At 46.4% G+C, this 14,532-nt stretch carries 16 protein-coding genes and 1 other RNA gene; 7 read left to right on the forward strand and 10 right to left on the reverse strand.

Features of this window, described 5'->3' with window-relative positions; genetic code table 11:
* Window positions 1-11: 11 nt before the first annotated feature.
* From JQC93_RS16915 to smpB, 3 genes are all read right to left on the reverse strand, one after another.
* The gene (locus JQC93_RS16915) at window positions 12-1,250 is read right to left on the reverse strand and encodes an integrase domain-containing protein (RefSeq protein WP_205159562.1); all 1,239 of its coding nucleotides are present in this window, start codon (window positions 1,248-1,250) and stop codon (window positions 12-14) included.
* A gap of 165 nt (window positions 1,251-1,415) precedes the next feature.
* Window positions 1,416-1,782: a transfer-messenger RNA gene (gene ssrA, locus JQC93_RS16920) on the reverse strand.
* Between the two features lie 66 nt (window positions 1,783-1,848).
* Window positions 1,849-2,334, reverse strand: a complete 486-nt coding sequence (gene smpB, locus JQC93_RS16925) for an SsrA-binding protein SmpB (RefSeq protein WP_084886607.1) — start codon at window positions 2,332-2,334, stop codon at window positions 1,849-1,851.
* Window positions 2,335-2,418: 84 nt separating this feature from the next.
* Here smpB and JQC93_RS16930 point away from each other — a divergent pair, with 84 nt between their 5' ends.
* Window positions 2,419-2,850: an SRPBCC family protein gene (locus tag JQC93_RS16930; RefSeq protein WP_084886605.1), complete on the forward strand. Its 432-nt coding sequence runs from the start codon at window positions 2,419-2,421 to the stop codon at window positions 2,848-2,850.
* The gene (locus tag JQC93_RS16935; protein WP_205159563.1) at window positions 2,847-3,155 is read left to right on the forward strand and encodes an RnfH family protein; all 309 of its coding nucleotides are present in this window, start codon (window positions 2,847-2,849) and stop codon (window positions 3,153-3,155) included. Before JQC93_RS16930 ends, JQC93_RS16935 begins: the two co-directional genes overlap by 4 nt.
* A gap of 44 nt (window positions 3,156-3,199) precedes the next feature.
* Here the strand turns inward: JQC93_RS16935 and bamE are convergent, their stop codons facing one another.
* From bamE to nadK, 3 genes are all read right to left on the reverse strand, one after another.
* A complete protein-coding gene (bamE, locus tag JQC93_RS16940) occupies window positions 3,200-3,580 on the reverse strand; it encodes an outer membrane protein assembly factor BamE (protein WP_205159564.1) in 381 nt (126 codons plus the stop codon).
* A gap of 140 nt (window positions 3,581-3,720) precedes the next feature.
* Window positions 3,721-5,385, reverse strand: coding sequence for a DNA repair protein RecN (gene recN, locus JQC93_RS16945; protein WP_205159565.1), 1,665 nt, complete (start codon window positions 5,383-5,385; stop codon window positions 3,721-3,723).
* A 112-nt stretch (window positions 5,386-5,497) separates the two neighbouring features.
* On the reverse strand, window positions 5,498-6,382 hold the full coding sequence (gene nadK, locus JQC93_RS16950; protein WP_205159566.1) for an NAD(+) kinase: 885 nt from the start codon (window positions 6,380-6,382) through the stop codon (window positions 5,498-5,500).
* Between the two features lie 160 nt (window positions 6,383-6,542).
* On the opposite strand from nadK, the gene grpE reads away from it, so the two are divergent.
* A complete protein-coding gene (gene grpE, locus JQC93_RS16955) occupies window positions 6,543-7,142 on the forward strand; it encodes a nucleotide exchange factor GrpE (protein WP_205159567.1) in 600 nt (199 codons plus the stop codon).
* A gap of 55 nt (window positions 7,143-7,197) precedes the next feature.
* Here grpE and JQC93_RS16960 read toward each other — a convergent pair whose 3' ends face one another.
* On the reverse strand, window positions 7,198-7,383 hold the full coding sequence (locus JQC93_RS16960; RefSeq protein ID WP_205159568.1) for a DUF3545 family protein: 186 nt from the start codon (window positions 7,381-7,383) through the stop codon (window positions 7,198-7,200).
* A 250-nt stretch (window positions 7,384-7,633) separates the two neighbouring features.
* Here JQC93_RS16960 and JQC93_RS16965 point away from each other — a divergent pair, with 250 nt between their 5' ends.
* Both JQC93_RS16965 and yaaA read left to right on the forward strand, forming a co-directional pair.
* A complete protein-coding gene (locus JQC93_RS16965) occupies window positions 7,634-9,079 on the forward strand; it encodes an alanine/glycine:cation symporter family protein (protein ID WP_205159569.1) in 1,446 nt (481 codons plus the stop codon).
* Window positions 9,080-9,200: 121 nt separating this feature from the next.
* Window positions 9,201-9,977, forward strand: a complete 777-nt coding sequence (gene yaaA, locus JQC93_RS16970) for a peroxide stress protein YaaA (protein ID WP_205159570.1) — start codon at window positions 9,201-9,203, stop codon at window positions 9,975-9,977.
* A gap of 75 nt (window positions 9,978-10,052) precedes the next feature.
* Here yaaA and srmB read toward each other — a convergent pair whose 3' ends face one another.
* From srmB to fldB, 3 genes are all read right to left on the reverse strand, one after another.
* Complete coding sequence (srmB, locus tag JQC93_RS16975; protein ID WP_205159571.1) at window positions 10,053-11,276, reverse strand: ATP-dependent RNA helicase SrmB; 1,224 nt, start codon at window positions 11,274-11,276, stop codon at window positions 10,053-10,055.
* A gap of 108 nt (window positions 11,277-11,384) precedes the next feature.
* On the reverse strand, window positions 11,385-12,113 hold the full coding sequence (locus JQC93_RS16980) for a tRNA1(Val) (adenine(37)-N6)-methyltransferase (RefSeq protein WP_205159572.1): 729 nt from the start codon (window positions 12,111-12,113) through the stop codon (window positions 11,385-11,387).
* A gap of 3 nt (window positions 12,114-12,116) precedes the next feature.
* Window positions 12,117-12,635, reverse strand: coding sequence for a flavodoxin FldB (gene fldB, locus JQC93_RS16985; protein WP_084886581.1), 519 nt, complete (start codon window positions 12,633-12,635; stop codon window positions 12,117-12,119).
* A gap of 191 nt (window positions 12,636-12,826) precedes the next feature.
* On the opposite strand from fldB, the gene xerD reads away from it, so the two are divergent.
* Both xerD and JQC93_RS16995 read left to right on the forward strand, forming a co-directional pair.
* The gene (xerD, locus tag JQC93_RS16990; RefSeq protein ID WP_205159660.1) at window positions 12,827-13,678 is read left to right on the forward strand and encodes a site-specific tyrosine recombinase XerD; all 852 of its coding nucleotides are present in this window, start codon (window positions 12,827-12,829) and stop codon (window positions 13,676-13,678) included.
* Between the two features lie 20 nt (window positions 13,679-13,698).
* Window positions 13,699-14,505 carry a thioredoxin fold domain-containing protein gene (locus tag JQC93_RS16995; RefSeq protein WP_205159573.1) on the forward strand — a complete coding sequence of 269 codons (807 nt, stop codon included), beginning with the start codon at window positions 13,699-13,701 and terminating at the stop codon, window positions 14,503-14,505.
* Window positions 14,506-14,532 lie beyond the last annotated feature (27 nt).

Genomic DNA, 14,532 nt, shown 5'->3' on the forward strand with positions numbered 1-14,532 from the left:
TTGTGCTTTGTTTAGATCACCTTCAATTGTTTAGTACCAGTAACAGAGAGGCTGCCTTTGGCGGCCTCTCCTATATGCCCGCTCCACCAGCACATCATAGGGATTCGTCGTTCAAGATAGTCGGTACGGTTATAGGCACTACGTACCTGGTTATCATCAACGTGAGCCAAAGCGGCTTCTATTAAATCGGCTTCGAAACCTTGCTCGTTGAGAGTTGTACTAGCCAGAGAGCGCAGGCCATGACTGACAAGTCTTCCTGCAAACCCCATACGCTTTAGGGCCATATTAGCGGTTTGGCTATTACATGGCTTTTTAGGATCACGGTCTGAAGGGAAAACAAACTCTCTATGTCCACTAATTGGTTTCATGACTTCAAGTAACTCAAGGGCTTGTTCAGTAAGTGGAATGCGGTGTTCTCTGCGCTTTTTCATTCGTTCAGCTGGTATGGTCCAAACTTTTTCATCAATATCAATTTCACACCATTTAGCACCGGAAGCTTCAGATGGACGAGTCATAGTGTGCAATTGCCACTCCAACAAACAGCGGGTAGTACGTTTGATACTGGCGTTAGCAATCGCGCCCATTAGCTCTGGTAGCTCCGTAGGCGTAAGGGCTGCCATGTTCTCTTTCTTCGGTTTTTTGAAAGCAGCTTTGATGCCAGTTAATGGGTTAGCTTGAATCAGGCCACAGTTGGTGGCGAAGTTCATCACTTCATTCAATCGTTGAGTAAGGCGTTTTACGGTTTCTAAGCTACCTTTTGCTTCTATTGGTCTGAGCAACTCAATAACAAGAGGGGCGGCTATTTCTTTTACGGGAGTTTCAGCTAAGTGAGGAAATATGTGTCGGTCAAGCGAGCGCCAGATATCTGTTGCGTAATCAGTGGTAATTGTATCCTTCTTTATCTCAAACCACTCTTTCGTTACGTTTAAGAAGGTGTGTTCATGAATTGCTTTATGAGCTTGTTTCTTTTGTTCTTTGTCATATTGTGGATCGATGCCCTGAATGATCAGCTCTCTTGCTAAAAGAGCACTTTTACGTGCTTGTTCAAGCTTAACCTCTGGATATCGGCCTAGGCTAAAATTGGCTCGTTTACCATTGCCTGGCCTGTAATAGTTGAGTTGCCATTGTTTACCGCCACTAGGTGAAACACGTAGTTGTAAGCCTTGACCATCTGACAAACGATATTCTTTGTCTTTTGGTTTGGCATTTTTAACTTCTGTAGCGTTTAAAGGTTTAGTAACTCTAGGCATCGTAGTAACCATTTTTTAGTAACCATAATCTATGGATACTACGTTGGTTACTAAAAGTCAAAGATGCAGTGAAACGTCCTGGGATAGTATTGGATGCTAAGTGATTGATTTTGCATTATTGTAGGCACAAAAAAAGACGTCCTGAGACGTCTTTAAATGCTGAATTGGTGGAGCTGGCGGGAGTTGAACCCGCGTCCGAAAACCATTAATCATTGGTACTACATGCTTAGTCGATCTTTAAATTCACCAAGTACCTGCGAACCGACACGCTAGTAAATGACTATCCTGAATTATAATTCGCCGTTCATCTCTCAGGCGGGAGAATCCGGGCTAGCTCTTTTGGGTTTGATCTCTTGTTATTCCCCGTCTTAAAAGCGGAAGCTAGGGCAAGAGAGCTCTCAGCAGGTTATTAAGCTGCTAGTGCGTAGTTTTCGTCGTTTGCGACTATTTTTTTGCGGCTTTTTACGTGGCCAACCGCCCCACGGCATGCACCTCAGACGTCAGAATTCCCGTCGAATCCTAGATCAGCCCCAAGTGTTGAATGCATAGTACCAGAAAACAGTGTGCTGTCTAGCGCTAGGCTGTTGGTTGCTTAAGTTTAACGCAGATTGCTCTTCATGACGCGAGCTTTGTCGCGAGCCCAATCTTTTTCTTTCATGTCGGTGCGCTTGTCGTGCAACTTTTTACCTTTGGCAACGCCAATTTTAATTTTGACCCACGAGCGTGACCAATAGAGAGATAGTGCAGTAAGCGTCATGCCTTCGCGGTTTACTCGCCCAAATAGGTTATCGAGTTCACGGCGAGACAAAAGCAGTTTACGGACACGTGTAGGCTCTGCCACAACGTGCGTTGAAGCTTGGTTAAGAGGGATTATACTCATACCACTGACGAAGGCTTCACCGTCGCGCAGATAGACGTAGCTTTCAGCGATGTTGGCTTTTCCTTGGCGTAGGGCTTTTACTTCCCAGCCTTGAAGCTCCAGACCTGCTTCAAACTCGTCGTCGATGAAATATTCGTGGCGGGCTTTCTTATTTACCGCAATAGTATTGCTGCCAGCTTTGGTTTTTGATTTTTTCTTTGCCATAATGGCGGCATTATACGAAATGGTGAGATATTAGGAAATCTTTTTCACCCGCCATGATCACCGTAATTGAAGTTAGGAGACCTTATGCCACAAGTTAATCGTTCTGCGCTGGTGTCGTTCAGTGCTGAGCAGATGTTTAATTTGGTCAATGATGTTGAGCGATACCCTGAGTTTTTGCCAGGTTGCGCTGCGACAACAGTCCATGAGAGCGCCGATAACAGCATGAAAGCGTCAGTGGAAGTGTCTAAGGCAGGGATTAAGAAAACCTTTACTACGCACAACCAGCTGCAACAGGGCAGTGCGATCATTATGGAGTTGGTGGACGGTCCTTTTAAGTTGCTAAGAGGTGGCTGGCATTTTACTCCCCTTGATGATGCCGCTTGTAAGGTCGAGCTAAAGCTCGATTTTGAGTTCTCGAGTAAAATGGTGGAAATGGCGTTTGGGCGTGTTTTCAACGAATTGGTGAATAACATGGTGAGTGCGTTTACTCAGCGAGCCAAGCAGGTATATGCATGAGTATTGAATCCGATATGATCCACGTAGAGGTGGTCTATGCACTGCCTACCGAGCAAAAGATTTTCAGTTTGGTGGTTAACAACGCTTCAACAGTGGAAGAGATCATTAATCAATCTGGGGTGCTTAGCAGTTATCCAGAGATTGATCTTAAGGTTAACAAGGTTGGGGTGTTCAGCCGCAATGTTAAGCTGAATGCAACTGTGCGAGACAAAGACCGTATAGAAATCTACCGACCACTGCTCGCCGATCCAAAAGAAATACGGCGAAAGCGCGCTGAGCAAGCAAAACAGGCCAGCCAAAAGTAAAAAAGTCGGTGCTAAGCACCGACTTTTTTACTTTATAAGCACGACTAATTGATGGCGTTGAGGCCTTGATCAAATTGGCTGCTTGGCGTGAAGTCGCCTTCTAATCGAGCCAATCCTTGATCTTCAAAATGCACGATCAAGTTTTCTTGAATAGGGTCATTGTGCCCGTGGGTATGATGATAGATGTAATACCATGTATCGGGCTTGCCATTTTCGATCAGCATCGGCGAGCCGAGCAGATAGCGAACCTGCTCTTTGGTCATTCCAACTCTCAGGCGATCGACTGCCGATTGTTCGACGAAGTTACCCTGATTAATATCGATTCGGTAGACCAACTTTTCCAATAGTGAGCAGCCAGACAAAAGTCCAACCGCTAATGGAGCGACGATCAACCAACGTTTAACGCTTTTAAACTGTAATTGCATGTGTTTACGCGACTTCCTGTAATTCTGGCTCGATAATAAACAAGCCTTGCATGGAAGTAAAAACTTGTTTCTCCTTTTGTAGACATTTTGACTGTAAAAGAAGTAACAAGTTCAATCTTGCAACGCACACACGTGAGCATCTATGCCGCGATGAGTAATTCTTTGGCATTTGCCAGCGTCATGTCGGTAATTTGGCTGCCGCCTAACAATCTCGCAAGCTCTTCAACGCGTTGGTCGCTGTTTAAGCTGCGCATATTGGTTAGGGTAGCGCCTTTTACTGTGCGCTTTTCAACAAACAGTTGTTGGTGCCCAGCCGCAGCAACCTGAGGTAAGTGGGTCACACACAATACTTGTGTCGACTCTCCTAACTTGCGCAGCAACTTACCAACGACTGCGGCCGTTGGCCCACTAATACCCACATCAACTTCATCAAAGATCAGACTTGGGGTATCGACTTTCTGCGCGGTGATCACTTGAATAGCAAGCGAGATCCGAGAAAGCTCCCCCCCTGATGCGACTTTGCCAAGAGGCTGTAAGTCTTGGCCAAGGTTTGTTGAGACCAAGAAGTCGATTTTATCTATACCTAACGGCGAAGCATGCGTGTTAGCACTGTCGAAGCTGATTTCAAACTTAGCTTTTTCCATGCTGAGCTCGTGCATGCTTTGGCTGATCAGTTTATTCAGCTCTTTTGCGTAGCGACGACGAGATTTAGACAGCTTTTCAGCGGTTGCCACAAAGCCTTGGAAGGCTTGGTCGACTTCTACCTGCAACTCTGCAAGTTTTTCGTCTGAGCAATCCAGTTGAGCGATGCTCTGTTTGAGCTGCTGATGATGCTCAAACAGATCGTCGGGAAGCACAGAGTGTTTGCGCGATAGGGACACGATTTTGGAATAACGCTCTTCCACAGAATGTAAACGCTGAGGATCTAGATCTAAGTCATCCAAGTAGTGGCGGATCTCACTGTTGGCTTCTTCGACATGAATGATGGCATTAGAGATAAGCTCTGGAAGCTCCTTTAAATTCTCGTCCAGTTCAGCCAGTTGTTGCAACGAACTGCTCACCGATTGAAGCAATGTGGTGGCATTAACATCGTCTGACTCGTATAACTGCTCTATCGCCCCCTGGCACAATTGGGAAATTTCACCGCTATTGCTTAATCGCTTGTGCTCTTCTTCCAATTGTTGGAATTCACCTTCGGCAATGGCCAGCTCATCCAGCTCTTTCACTTGGTATTCTAACAGTTGCTTTTCGGCTTGGTTTTGCTCGCTGTTTTTGGTGAGCTGCTTGAGATGATTATCTGCTTGGCGCCATTTTTGATAACCGGCGCTGCTCTGAGCGATAAGCGATTTGTGGCCAGCGTATTGATCGAGCATGTGCAACTGATGATCGGGTTTCATCAACTGATGGTGCGCATGTTGGCCGTGGATATTGATTAAAAAACCCGCCAATGCTTTAAGCTGAGATAGAGGAACAGGGCTGCCATTTATAAAGGCTCTTGAACGGCCATCTTTATTGATGACTCTGCGCAGTATGCACTCTTCTCCGTCGAGTAACTGATTGTCTTCCAACCATCGGGTAGCCGCAACATTAGTGTCTATATCGAACACCGCGTTAATTTCTGTTCGCTCTTCGCCATTTCGAACCATACCCGCTTCGGCGCGTCCACCTAGGCAAAGTCCTAGTGCGTCGATGGCAATGGATTTACCTGCGCCGGTCTCCCCTGTGATAGAGGTCATTCCTTGAGCCAGCTCTAGCTGGAGCGTTTTTACAATGGCAAAGTTGTTGATGCTTAAGTGCGCGAGCATAAATCACCTGTGCGTTTCGGATAGAATTAAGTACTGTATGAAAGAACAGTATAGACTGTTTTTTTATACAGTAAATAGCACAGGTTAAAAAAGTGTGATCGCTGAAAGGCGACTAAAACAATTTGCTCGACCAACCCAATTTGTTTCTCAGAACGCGATAGTAGCTGTAGTCATTCGGGTGAACGAGGTTAAGAACATGAGGGCTCTGGTAAATCACCACCTCATCACCGGGTGAGACAGGAAGAGCTACTTGGCCATCGCAACTCACTTCAAGCGTTCCAGCGTTATCGGGTGACACAATAAGAGAAATTCGGCGATTCCCATCAACCACCAAGGGGCGGCTCGAGAGAGTGTGTGGAAACTTAGGGACCAGTGAAATGGTGTTTAAGCTTGGTGATAATATAGGACCGCCGCCGGATAGCGAGTAGGCGGTAGAACCTGTAGGGGTTGAGATGATCAAACCATCAGAGCGCTGTGAAAAGGCAAATCGATTGTCGATGTATACCTCAAACTCAATCATATGCGCCACTTGGCCTGGGTGAAGTACCGCTTCGTTAAGCGCGGAATTCCTGCTTTTTATCTGGCCATGACGGTGTACTTCCGCTTCAAGCAAAAAACGCTGCTCTTCGATGTACTCACCAGATAGCACTTCTTCTAGAGGCTGCTTAAAGTTGTCAGGGTCTAAGTCGGTTAAAAAACCTAAGTTCCCTTTATTGACACCGATGACACTAATGTCGTATCGAGATAAGACGCGGGCAGCACCCAGCATATTACCGTCACCGCCCACAACAATCGCCAGATCAGCCTGTTCGCCTATGGTCAGGATTTCAGCAAATTGAACCTTTATGGCTGGATCGATCAGCTCTTTTAGGCGTGCATCGAGCAAAACGGTGTAACCTTTTTCAGTTAACCAGTGGATCAATTCTTGGTGAGTTTGCATCGCGAGTTGGTCTCGCGGCTTACCAATCACTCCAATAACAGAAAATGTCTTGCTCATAAAAGGCGATTCCAGTTGAGATTGTGGTGATTAAAGTACTTGAATCACGCACCATGATCCCCATAATAATGGCAAGTAATTAGAAGATGCGAGAGTTTTATTGCATTATTTGGGTTAACCGCCTGATTTTACGTAGTAAAACCCTATATGTGGAGTAAGCATGAGCGAGCAAGATAAAAAAGTACAAGACGAAGAGCTGCAACAAGATGTTGAGCTAGCGGCTGAAGACGTTGAAGTGATTGGCGACGAAGGTGATATCGAGTGGAATGATGAAGATGACGCTCAAGAGTCTAAGATTGCGCAATTAGAAGCAGCACTGTTGTCTAGCGAAGCAAAAATCAAAGAACAACAAGAAAGTGTACTTCGTGCGAAGGCTGAAGTTGAAAACATGCGTCGTCGTACCGAGCAAGAGATTGATAAAGCTCGTAAATATGCACTAAATAAGTTTTCTGAAGAGTTGTTGCCCGTTGTTGACAATCTAGAGCGTGCCATTGAAGCTGCAGATAAAGAAAGCGAAGTGCTTAAGCCTATCGTTGAAGGGATTGAACTTACCCACAAAACCTTTGCCGATGTTTTGGCTAAGTTTGGCGTGAACGTGATTAACCCAGAAGGCGAAACCTTCAACCCTGAGTTGCATCAAGCGATGTCGATTCAAGAAAGCCCAGATCATGAAGCAAACAGCGTGATGTTTGTGATGCAAAAAGGCTACGAGTTGAATGGTCGAGTATTGCGCCCAGCCATGGTGATGGTTGCGAAATAATCTCGTATTCCGAACACCAAAAAAGCCGCTGAAACAGCGGCTTTTTTTATGGTAGCTACAGATTAATCTCGTCTAGGTCGAAGTCGCCTTCGATGCCTAAGTCCATGAGTTCTCTTTGTAGCCTTTGCCTGTCTTTAATGGCTTCAATTTCTCGCCATTTGCGCTTGACGGGTTTTGCTCTTGCTGCCCTAGCGGGCGTTCGTTCTGACGTGTAAATGTCATCAAGATGAAAGCTTTCCATGAGCCTCTCCTCAAGTCAGTCCATTGCATAACGCAATCGATTAGTATCATGAACAAGGTCATAATATCTTTGAACTATTTCTCATTTATGTTGCTTTTGTGAAGAATTTGTTTAGGAATTCTGGGCGTTTCACATAATTGAAACGAAAGCTGATGGCGAAATGAGCGAAAAAGTCCGTAATTTGCTTTTTTTGAAGTTGGCATCCATTATTTGCGCGAAACACAACAGCCAAAATAATAATGAGGATAATGTGGTAGAGCTAATTAATTTAATGAATGACCTCTTGTGGGGGTCGGTTCTTGTTTATCTTTTGGTCGGGGCAGGTGTCTTTTTTACCGTGCGTTTAGGCTTTATTCAGTTCAGACATTTTGGTCACACTTTTAGCGTACTGAAGAACAGCCGTAAATCGGACGAGTCGGGAATATCGTCTTTTCAGGCACTGTGTACTAGCTTAGCGGCGCGTGTAGGTACAGGTAACATGGCAGGTGTTGCCGTCGCGCTTACCGTCGGTGGTCCAGGAGCCATATTCTGGATGTGGCTTATCGCCATGTTGGGTATGGCAACATCGTTTGCTGAAAGCTCGCTAGCTCAGTTATATAAAACCAAAGACGACGACGGCAACTACCGTGGTGGTCCAGCCTACTACATGGAACGTGGTCTTGGGATGCGTTGGATGGGGGTTCTATTTTCCATCTTCCTAATCATTGCCTTTGGTTTGGTGTTCAACGCCGTGCAGGCAAACTCAATTACTGGCGCCATGAAAACGGCCTTTGGTTGGGAGCCAATGTATGTGGGTATCGCGATTGTCGTATTGTCTGCGTTCGTCATCTTTGGCGGTATTCGAAAAATAGCGCGCACCGCCGAGTTGATTGTACCAGTGATGGCTCTGGCCTATCTTGCTCTAGCACTGTATGTGGTTGCGACCAACATCGAGCAAGTGCCAGGTGTTATTTCGTTGATTTTCCGCAGCGCTTTTGGCCTTGAAGAAGTCGCCGGTGGCGGTTTGGGTTACATGATCGCTCAAGCGATGATTAACGGTATTAAACGAGGTCTATTTTCTAACGAAGCCGGTATGGGTTCGGCGCCGAATGCGGCCGCATCTGCAACGCCATACCCACCTCACCCAGCATCACAAGGTTACGTGCAAATGCTAGGTGTCTTCATGGACACCATCGTCATTTGTAGCTCTACCGTCGCTATCATTCTTATTTCTGGTGAATACCTAGGTATGCAAACGGATGTGACAGGTATTGAGCTGACACAGCGCGCGTTAAGTGCAGAAGTGGGCGAGTGGGGCGGTATTTTTGTTGCCGTCGCGATTTTCTTCTTTGCGTTTACATCGATCATTGCTAACTACTCTTACGCCGAAACCAATCTGATTTTCTTAGAGCACAACCACAAGAAAGGCATCATGGTGTTTCGCTGTATAGTGCTGGGTATGGTGATGTTTGGATCATTAGCTAGTTTGCCTGTCGTATGGTCACTTGCAGATGTATCAATGGGGCTAATGGCCATTGTTAACATTATCGCCATACTGCTACTGTCAAAAGTCGTGGTGAAGCTTGCCAACGACTATAATAAACAGTTAAAAGCGGGCAAAGTGCCAACCTTTAACCCTGACGACTACCCAGAGCTAAAAACTCAGCTTGAAGAAGGTGTTTGGGATAACGCTGGTAAAGATATTCCCTCGAAATAGTGGTTACAATTGATGTCGCCAATGACATCAATAGAAAAAGCCAAGCTGACTTCGCTTGGCTTTTTTTATATCCTACATCGTATAAAGACCGTCTTCAGTGACAAGTTGAAAGGATTTTTCTATGTTAGTTGTTGTTTCACCAGCCAAAACGCTTGATTATGAATCGCCATTGGCGACAAGCAAACATACTCAACCTGAGTTTATTAGTGACTCAGCCGAGCTCATTTCGGTGTGCAAAACGCTGACACCGGCCGATATTTCGGGATTAATGAAGGTGAGCGACAAGATTGCGTCACTGAATGCCATTCGTTTCGAAGAGTGGAGTGAAACCGTCACTACCGAAAATGCTCGCCAAGCGATTTTGGCCTTTAAAGGCGATGTTTATACTGGGCTTGATGCACAAAGTTTTACTGAGCAGGACTTTGAATTCACCCAAACCCATCTGCGAATGCTGTCTGGTCTGTATGGATTATTGCGTCCTCTAGATTTGATGCAGCCATACCGCCTTGAAATGGGCACCAAGCTCGCCAACACGCGCGGTACCAATCTTTACCAGTTTTGGGGCACTAAGTTGACCGATAAACTCAATCAAGAAATTGAGCAACATGATCATAAAGTGTTGATTAACTTAGCGTCTAACGAATACTTTAAAGCGGTTAAGCCAAAGTCGTTAACGGTTCCTGTGGTCACACCGGTGTTTAAAGATTGTAAGAATGGCAATTATAAAGTGATTAGCTTCTTTGCCAAAAAAGCGCGCGGAATGATGGCGCGCTACATTACTCAAAACCAGATCACCGATGTAGAAAAGCTGAAGCAGTTTGATGCCGAAGGGTATTACTTCTCAGAGTCAGACTCCACAGAGTCAGAGCTGGTCTTTAAGCGAGAAGAGCAGGCTTAATCCCTAATAGAAAAAGCTACAAGCAAAAAAAGCCCAAGTTGCACGTTGCACCTTGGGCTTTTTTATCAGGGTAACTTATTTCTTTTTCGGTTTTTTCTTGGCAACAGCGCTCTTTTTGTCCGTTGGCTTTTTCTTTTTCTTCACGGTCTTGGCTTTTTTATGTGTTGGACGCAAGCCTTCAATGAAGCGCTCTTTAATCAGCTCTTTCGTGTAACGCTCGATGCGCTCCATCATTGATTGATCGTGCGCTTCTACCAGCGAGATTGCGGTGCCTTTTTTACCGGCGCGTCCAGTACGGCCAATTCGGTGCAAATAGACATCGGCAGTGCGCGGCAAGTCGTAGTTAATTACATGGGTAACGTCTGGAAGGTCAATACCGCGTGCAGCAACATCTGTCGCTAATAAGATATTTACTTCACCCTCTCTAAAGCGGCGAATTGCATTGTTGCGTCGCTCTTGGGGCATTTCACCTTGGATCCAGCTGCAGGTGATGTTGGCAGAATCTAATTGATTGCGCAGATCGCCCAGGCGTTCGCGCGTTTTAATAAACACAATGCTACGTGTATCTGATTCTAAAATAGACTTCAGCAGTGCCAGTTTATGCTCAGCGCTGTCCGCTCGATGGTAGTACTGCAGAATTTTTTTACGCTCGCGAGTAGACGGTGTCGCTTCAACTTGCGCCGGATCTTTTAGTAGGTCGGCGGTAAAGGAGTCAACGCCATGGCCTTCCAACGTTGCGGAAAACAGCAGTGTTTGCTTACGCCAGCGGCACTCAGCAGACAAACGGTCGACAGTTGGGCCAAAACCCATATCCAACATACGGTCAGCTTCATCGAGAATCAGCCACTCAATCGCACGGCAATCAAAGCGTTCGCCCTCAATGTACTCCATTAAACGACCTGGTGTTGCTACCACTATGTCTTGCGTATCAGCCAGTGCATCAGCGTGATCTTGATACTGAACGCCACCGGTAATTGAAATAACCTTAAGTGGCGTGTTTTTCGCCAGCGCAATGGCTTGCTCAGTCACTTGAAGCGCCAACTCTCGTGTTGGTGTCAAAATTAGCACGCGCGCAGGTCCACCTTTACGGCGAGGGAAGTCTAACAAATACTGTAGAGCAGGAAGCACGAATGCGGCTGTCTTACCGGTCCCCGTTGGGGCTGAGGCAAGCACGTCGCGTCCGTCTAAAGCGTGAGGGATCACTTCACCTTGAATTACAGTTGGGCGAGTAAAGCCCATGGCCTCAGTTGCACTAAGTAATACAGGATCTAGGTCTAGGTCGGCGAAGCTTTTTATCACAGAATCTCTCCACAGTATGGATTGGGACATTGGGTCAAATAGAGTATAAGGCGGTTCATACTGAAAACGCTGGCGCATTATAGGAGGTTTTGTGAGTAGGGTCACATGCTAATTCGGCATCTTGAGATAAAAGGCACGAGTTAAGTCAATAAATGCGTCGGTATAGTGGCCATTTTCTTGGATGATTAATTGGCTCTCGATGGTTTGTGCTGCCTGTTTAGTACACTCGATGAGAAGGCGTGAAATAGGTTTTGTCGGCGTCGTTTTTACATGGGTGATGCGCGAGAGGCTCAGGCCAGTATCCTTTAGGTTGTCGATAAACCTAAGCCCTTCGCTATGAGGTAAAATAAAGCTGGCGTGACCGCGCTCATTGAGCAAGCGCTGGCAAGCCTGTGCTAAACGAGTGTGCGATAGTGACACAGTGTGCCTTGCACTGGCTCTGGCTGCATTTTTGGATGATTCACCAGCATCGAAATACGGCGGGTTGCAAATGATGCAGTCAACGCCTGCATTAGGCAAAGACAATGCAGGTAAGGTCAGCGCCGTTACGTCTTGCTGATAAAGCTCGATTCTTTGTGCCCAAGGGCTTATCTCAATGTTGTGGGTTGCTGCTTGTATGGCGCTAGGCTCAACATCTATAGCTACTATAGATGCGTGTGGAATTCGCTGCGCCGTCATTAGAGCAAGAAGCCCAGTTCCGGTACCTATGTCTAGTACAGACTCAACACCACTTAGAGAATTCCACGCCCCTAATAACACACCGTCGGTGCTCACAGCCATGCCAGCATCGTGCGCGGATATCGCAAACTGCTTAAACCTAAATGGGGCGCGTGACATAGCTTACAGCTTCTCACTGTACTCGGTGAGTATTTGGGTTACCCAGTCGTTTAGCCTGTCGTCGGTAAGATCGTATTGAGAATCTTCATCCAGTGCCAAACCGACAAAGTGACTCTGATCGTCGGTGAGCGCTTTTGACGCATCAAATTGGTAACCTTGGTTCGGCCAATAGCCAATGATGTTAGCGCCGAGCGGTTTGATCTGGTCGTGTAAAAGTCCCATGGCATCCAGAAACCATTCCCCATAACCTTCTTGATCGCCTAAGCCGTACAATGCGACGAACTTGTTTTTTAGCGGTGCGCCAGCGATGTCCTGCCATATTGCTTCCCAGTCTTCTTGGATTTCACCAAAATCCCATGTAGAGATCCCAAGTATGATGAAATCATAGTCGCTGATAAGAGAAAGGGGGGACTCTTTGACATTAAATATGTCTACGGTTTCAGGGCCAATAAGCTCGCGAATCTTTTCTGCCACAATTTCGGTGTAGCAGGTGGTCGAGCCATAAAACAATCCGATTTTCATACAACCTCGGCTAGGAATATAGAGAAGGGGGACAAAACTGTCGGTCAGTGTACTCACAAAACGCAGCAGGATCAGCAAAATTGTGGCATTTCCATAGGGGCTGTTTTACCCTAACCCAAACCGCGGAAAGTGAGCCTCCATTGCCTAATCAAGATCAACCCTTAATCGACCAGTTTTTAGATGCCTTGTGGATGGAAAGAGGACTGTCAGATAATACGCTCTCTTCTTATCGCCAAGACTTTAAACGGCTTTTACGGTGGCTGAGCGACCAAGAACTCTCGTTATTGCACGTCACTAAGGAAGACTTAGTGGGGTACCAAGCGTTTTTGACCGAGCAAAACTATCAAAACCGTTCACGCGCTCGGATGCTCTCTTCTCTGCGAAAACTCTTTCAGTACTTATATCAGCAAAACCTGCGAGCGGATGACCCTAGCGCGCTGTTGGTTAGCCCCAAGATGCCCAAGCGACTCCCTAAAGATTTGTCGGAGAGCCAGGTAGAGGCGCTATTGGCTGCGCCAAACGTGAATGATGTTGTTGAGCTGCGCGATAAAGCAATGCTTGAACTGCTCTACGCAACAGGGTTACGAGTGACCGAATTGGTGAGCCTCACCGCCGAGAACCTCAGTCTTCGTCAAGGCGTGGTGAGAGTGATAGGCAAAGGTAATAAAGAGCGCCTTGTACCCATGGGTGATAACGCTATATATTGGATTGAACGATTTTTACAGCAAGGCCGGTCTGGTTTATTAGGTGAGACGAGTTCTGATGTAATTTTTCCATCTAAACGCGCTAAGCAAATGACCCGACAGACCTTTTGGCACCGTATAAAACACTATGCAGTGGTTGCCGGCATCGACAGTGACAGTTTGTCACCGCACGTGCTAAGGCACGCATTTGCGACTCATTTACTCAATCACGGGGCCGATTTACGTGTGGTTCAGTTGCTATTGGGACATAGTGACTTATCTACGACACAAATTTATACTCATGTGGCAACCGAAAGGCTCAAGTCTATTCATCAAGCCCATCATCCGCGCGCATCCTAGGGCGTCAACTTGGAAATACTATGAACAAAATTAAAGTTACTTCTCTGGCATTGGTTACATTTTTTCTCGCTGCCTGTGGCAAACAAGGTGAAGCTCAAGAGTCTACTCAAGTGGCCGAAGCGCCTGTCGCCGTGGTCGAGTCAGTGGAAAGCTCGGCTGAGATGGATCACGAGCAGCTTTTAACTCGCTTTCTTAAAATTGGTGTGGTTATTAGTGACATTGAGCCTTCGCAAGAACTGCCAGGACTGCTTGAGTTAACCACCAATCAGGGCACCTTCTTCGCAACCACAGACGGCAGTTACTTTGTCCCGGGCACTCTGTTTTCTCTCGACGAAAATGGCAATTATGACGATGTTATCGCTGCCAAGCGCGGACCAAAGATTGTTAAGCTTCTTGGCGCACAAACGGACAATATGATTGAGTATAAAGCCGAAGACGAGAAACATGTGGTGACGGTGTTTACCGATATCACTTGTGGGTATTGCACCAAGCTTCATCGTAACATGAAAGAGTACAACGATCTTGGGATCACTGTTCGTTACCTTGCGTTCCCTCGCGCTGGAGATACCAGTGATGTAGGCGCAGCAATGGCCAATATTTGGTGTGCGACCGATCCAAAACAAGCGATGAATCACTCTAAGTTACGTAGCGAGTTCATTTCTGAAACCGAAGTAAAAGACAAAGATTGTCGCGCTATGGTCAGTGAGCAGTATCAATTGGGTCGCACTATTGGTGTGAATGGTACCCCTGCCATTTATACTGAAAGCGGCATCAATATTGGTGGCTACCTCGACCCAGACGTCATGCTAAATCGACTACAAAACTAACCACCACTCAAATTGGAGACGGATGCA

The organism is Vibrio ulleungensis (assembly GCF_016900875.1).
GTDB classification, from domain to species: Bacteria; Pseudomonadota; Gammaproteobacteria; order Enterobacterales; family Vibrionaceae; genus Vibrio; species Vibrio ulleungensis.

Excerpts from the sequence above, each read along its gene's own strand:
- JQC93_RS16915 (WP_205159562.1), bottom strand. The coding sequence starts at position 1,250 with ATGCCTAGAGTTACTAAACCTTTAAACGCTACAGAAGTTAAAAATGCC.
- smpB (WP_084886607.1), bottom strand. The coding sequence starts at position 2,334 with ATGGCAAAGAAAAAATCAAAAACCAAAGCTGGCAGCAATACTATTGCG.
- JQC93_RS16930 (WP_084886605.1), top strand. The coding sequence starts at position 2,419 with ATGCCACAAGTTAATCGTTCTGCGCTGGTGTCGTTCAGTGCTGAGCAG.
- JQC93_RS16935 (WP_205159563.1), top strand. The coding sequence starts at position 2,847 with ATGAGTATTGAATCCGATATGATCCACGTAGAGGTGGTCTATGCACTG.
- bamE (WP_205159564.1), bottom strand. The coding sequence starts at position 3,580 with ATGCAATTACAGTTTAAAAGCGTTAAACGTTGGTTGATCGTCGCTCCA.
- recN (WP_205159565.1), bottom strand. The coding sequence starts at position 5,385 with ATGCTCGCGCACTTAAGCATCAACAACTTTGCCATTGTAAAAACGCTC.
- nadK (WP_205159566.1), bottom strand. The coding sequence starts at position 6,382 with ATGAGCAAGACATTTTCTGTTATTGGAGTGATTGGTAAGCCGCGAGAC.
- grpE (WP_205159567.1), top strand. The coding sequence starts at position 6,543 with ATGAGCGAGCAAGATAAAAAAGTACAAGACGAAGAGCTGCAACAAGAT.
- JQC93_RS16960 (WP_205159568.1), bottom strand. The coding sequence starts at position 7,383 with ATGGAAAGCTTTCATCTTGATGACATTTACACGTCAGAACGAACGCCC.
- yaaA (WP_205159570.1), top strand. The coding sequence starts at position 9,201 with ATGTTAGTTGTTGTTTCACCAGCCAAAACGCTTGATTATGAATCGCCA.
- JQC93_RS16980 (WP_205159572.1), bottom strand. The coding sequence starts at position 12,113 with ATGTCACGCGCCCCATTTAGGTTTAAGCAGTTTGCGATATCCGCGCAC.
- fldB (WP_084886581.1), bottom strand. The coding sequence starts at position 12,635 with ATGAAAATCGGATTGTTTTATGGCTCGACCACCTGCTACACCGAAATT.
- xerD (WP_205159660.1), top strand. The coding sequence starts at position 12,827 with ATGGAAAGAGGACTGTCAGATAATACGCTCTCTTCTTATCGCCAAGAC.
- JQC93_RS16995 (WP_205159573.1), top strand. The coding sequence starts at position 13,699 with ATGAACAAAATTAAAGTTACTTCTCTGGCATTGGTTACATTTTTTCTC.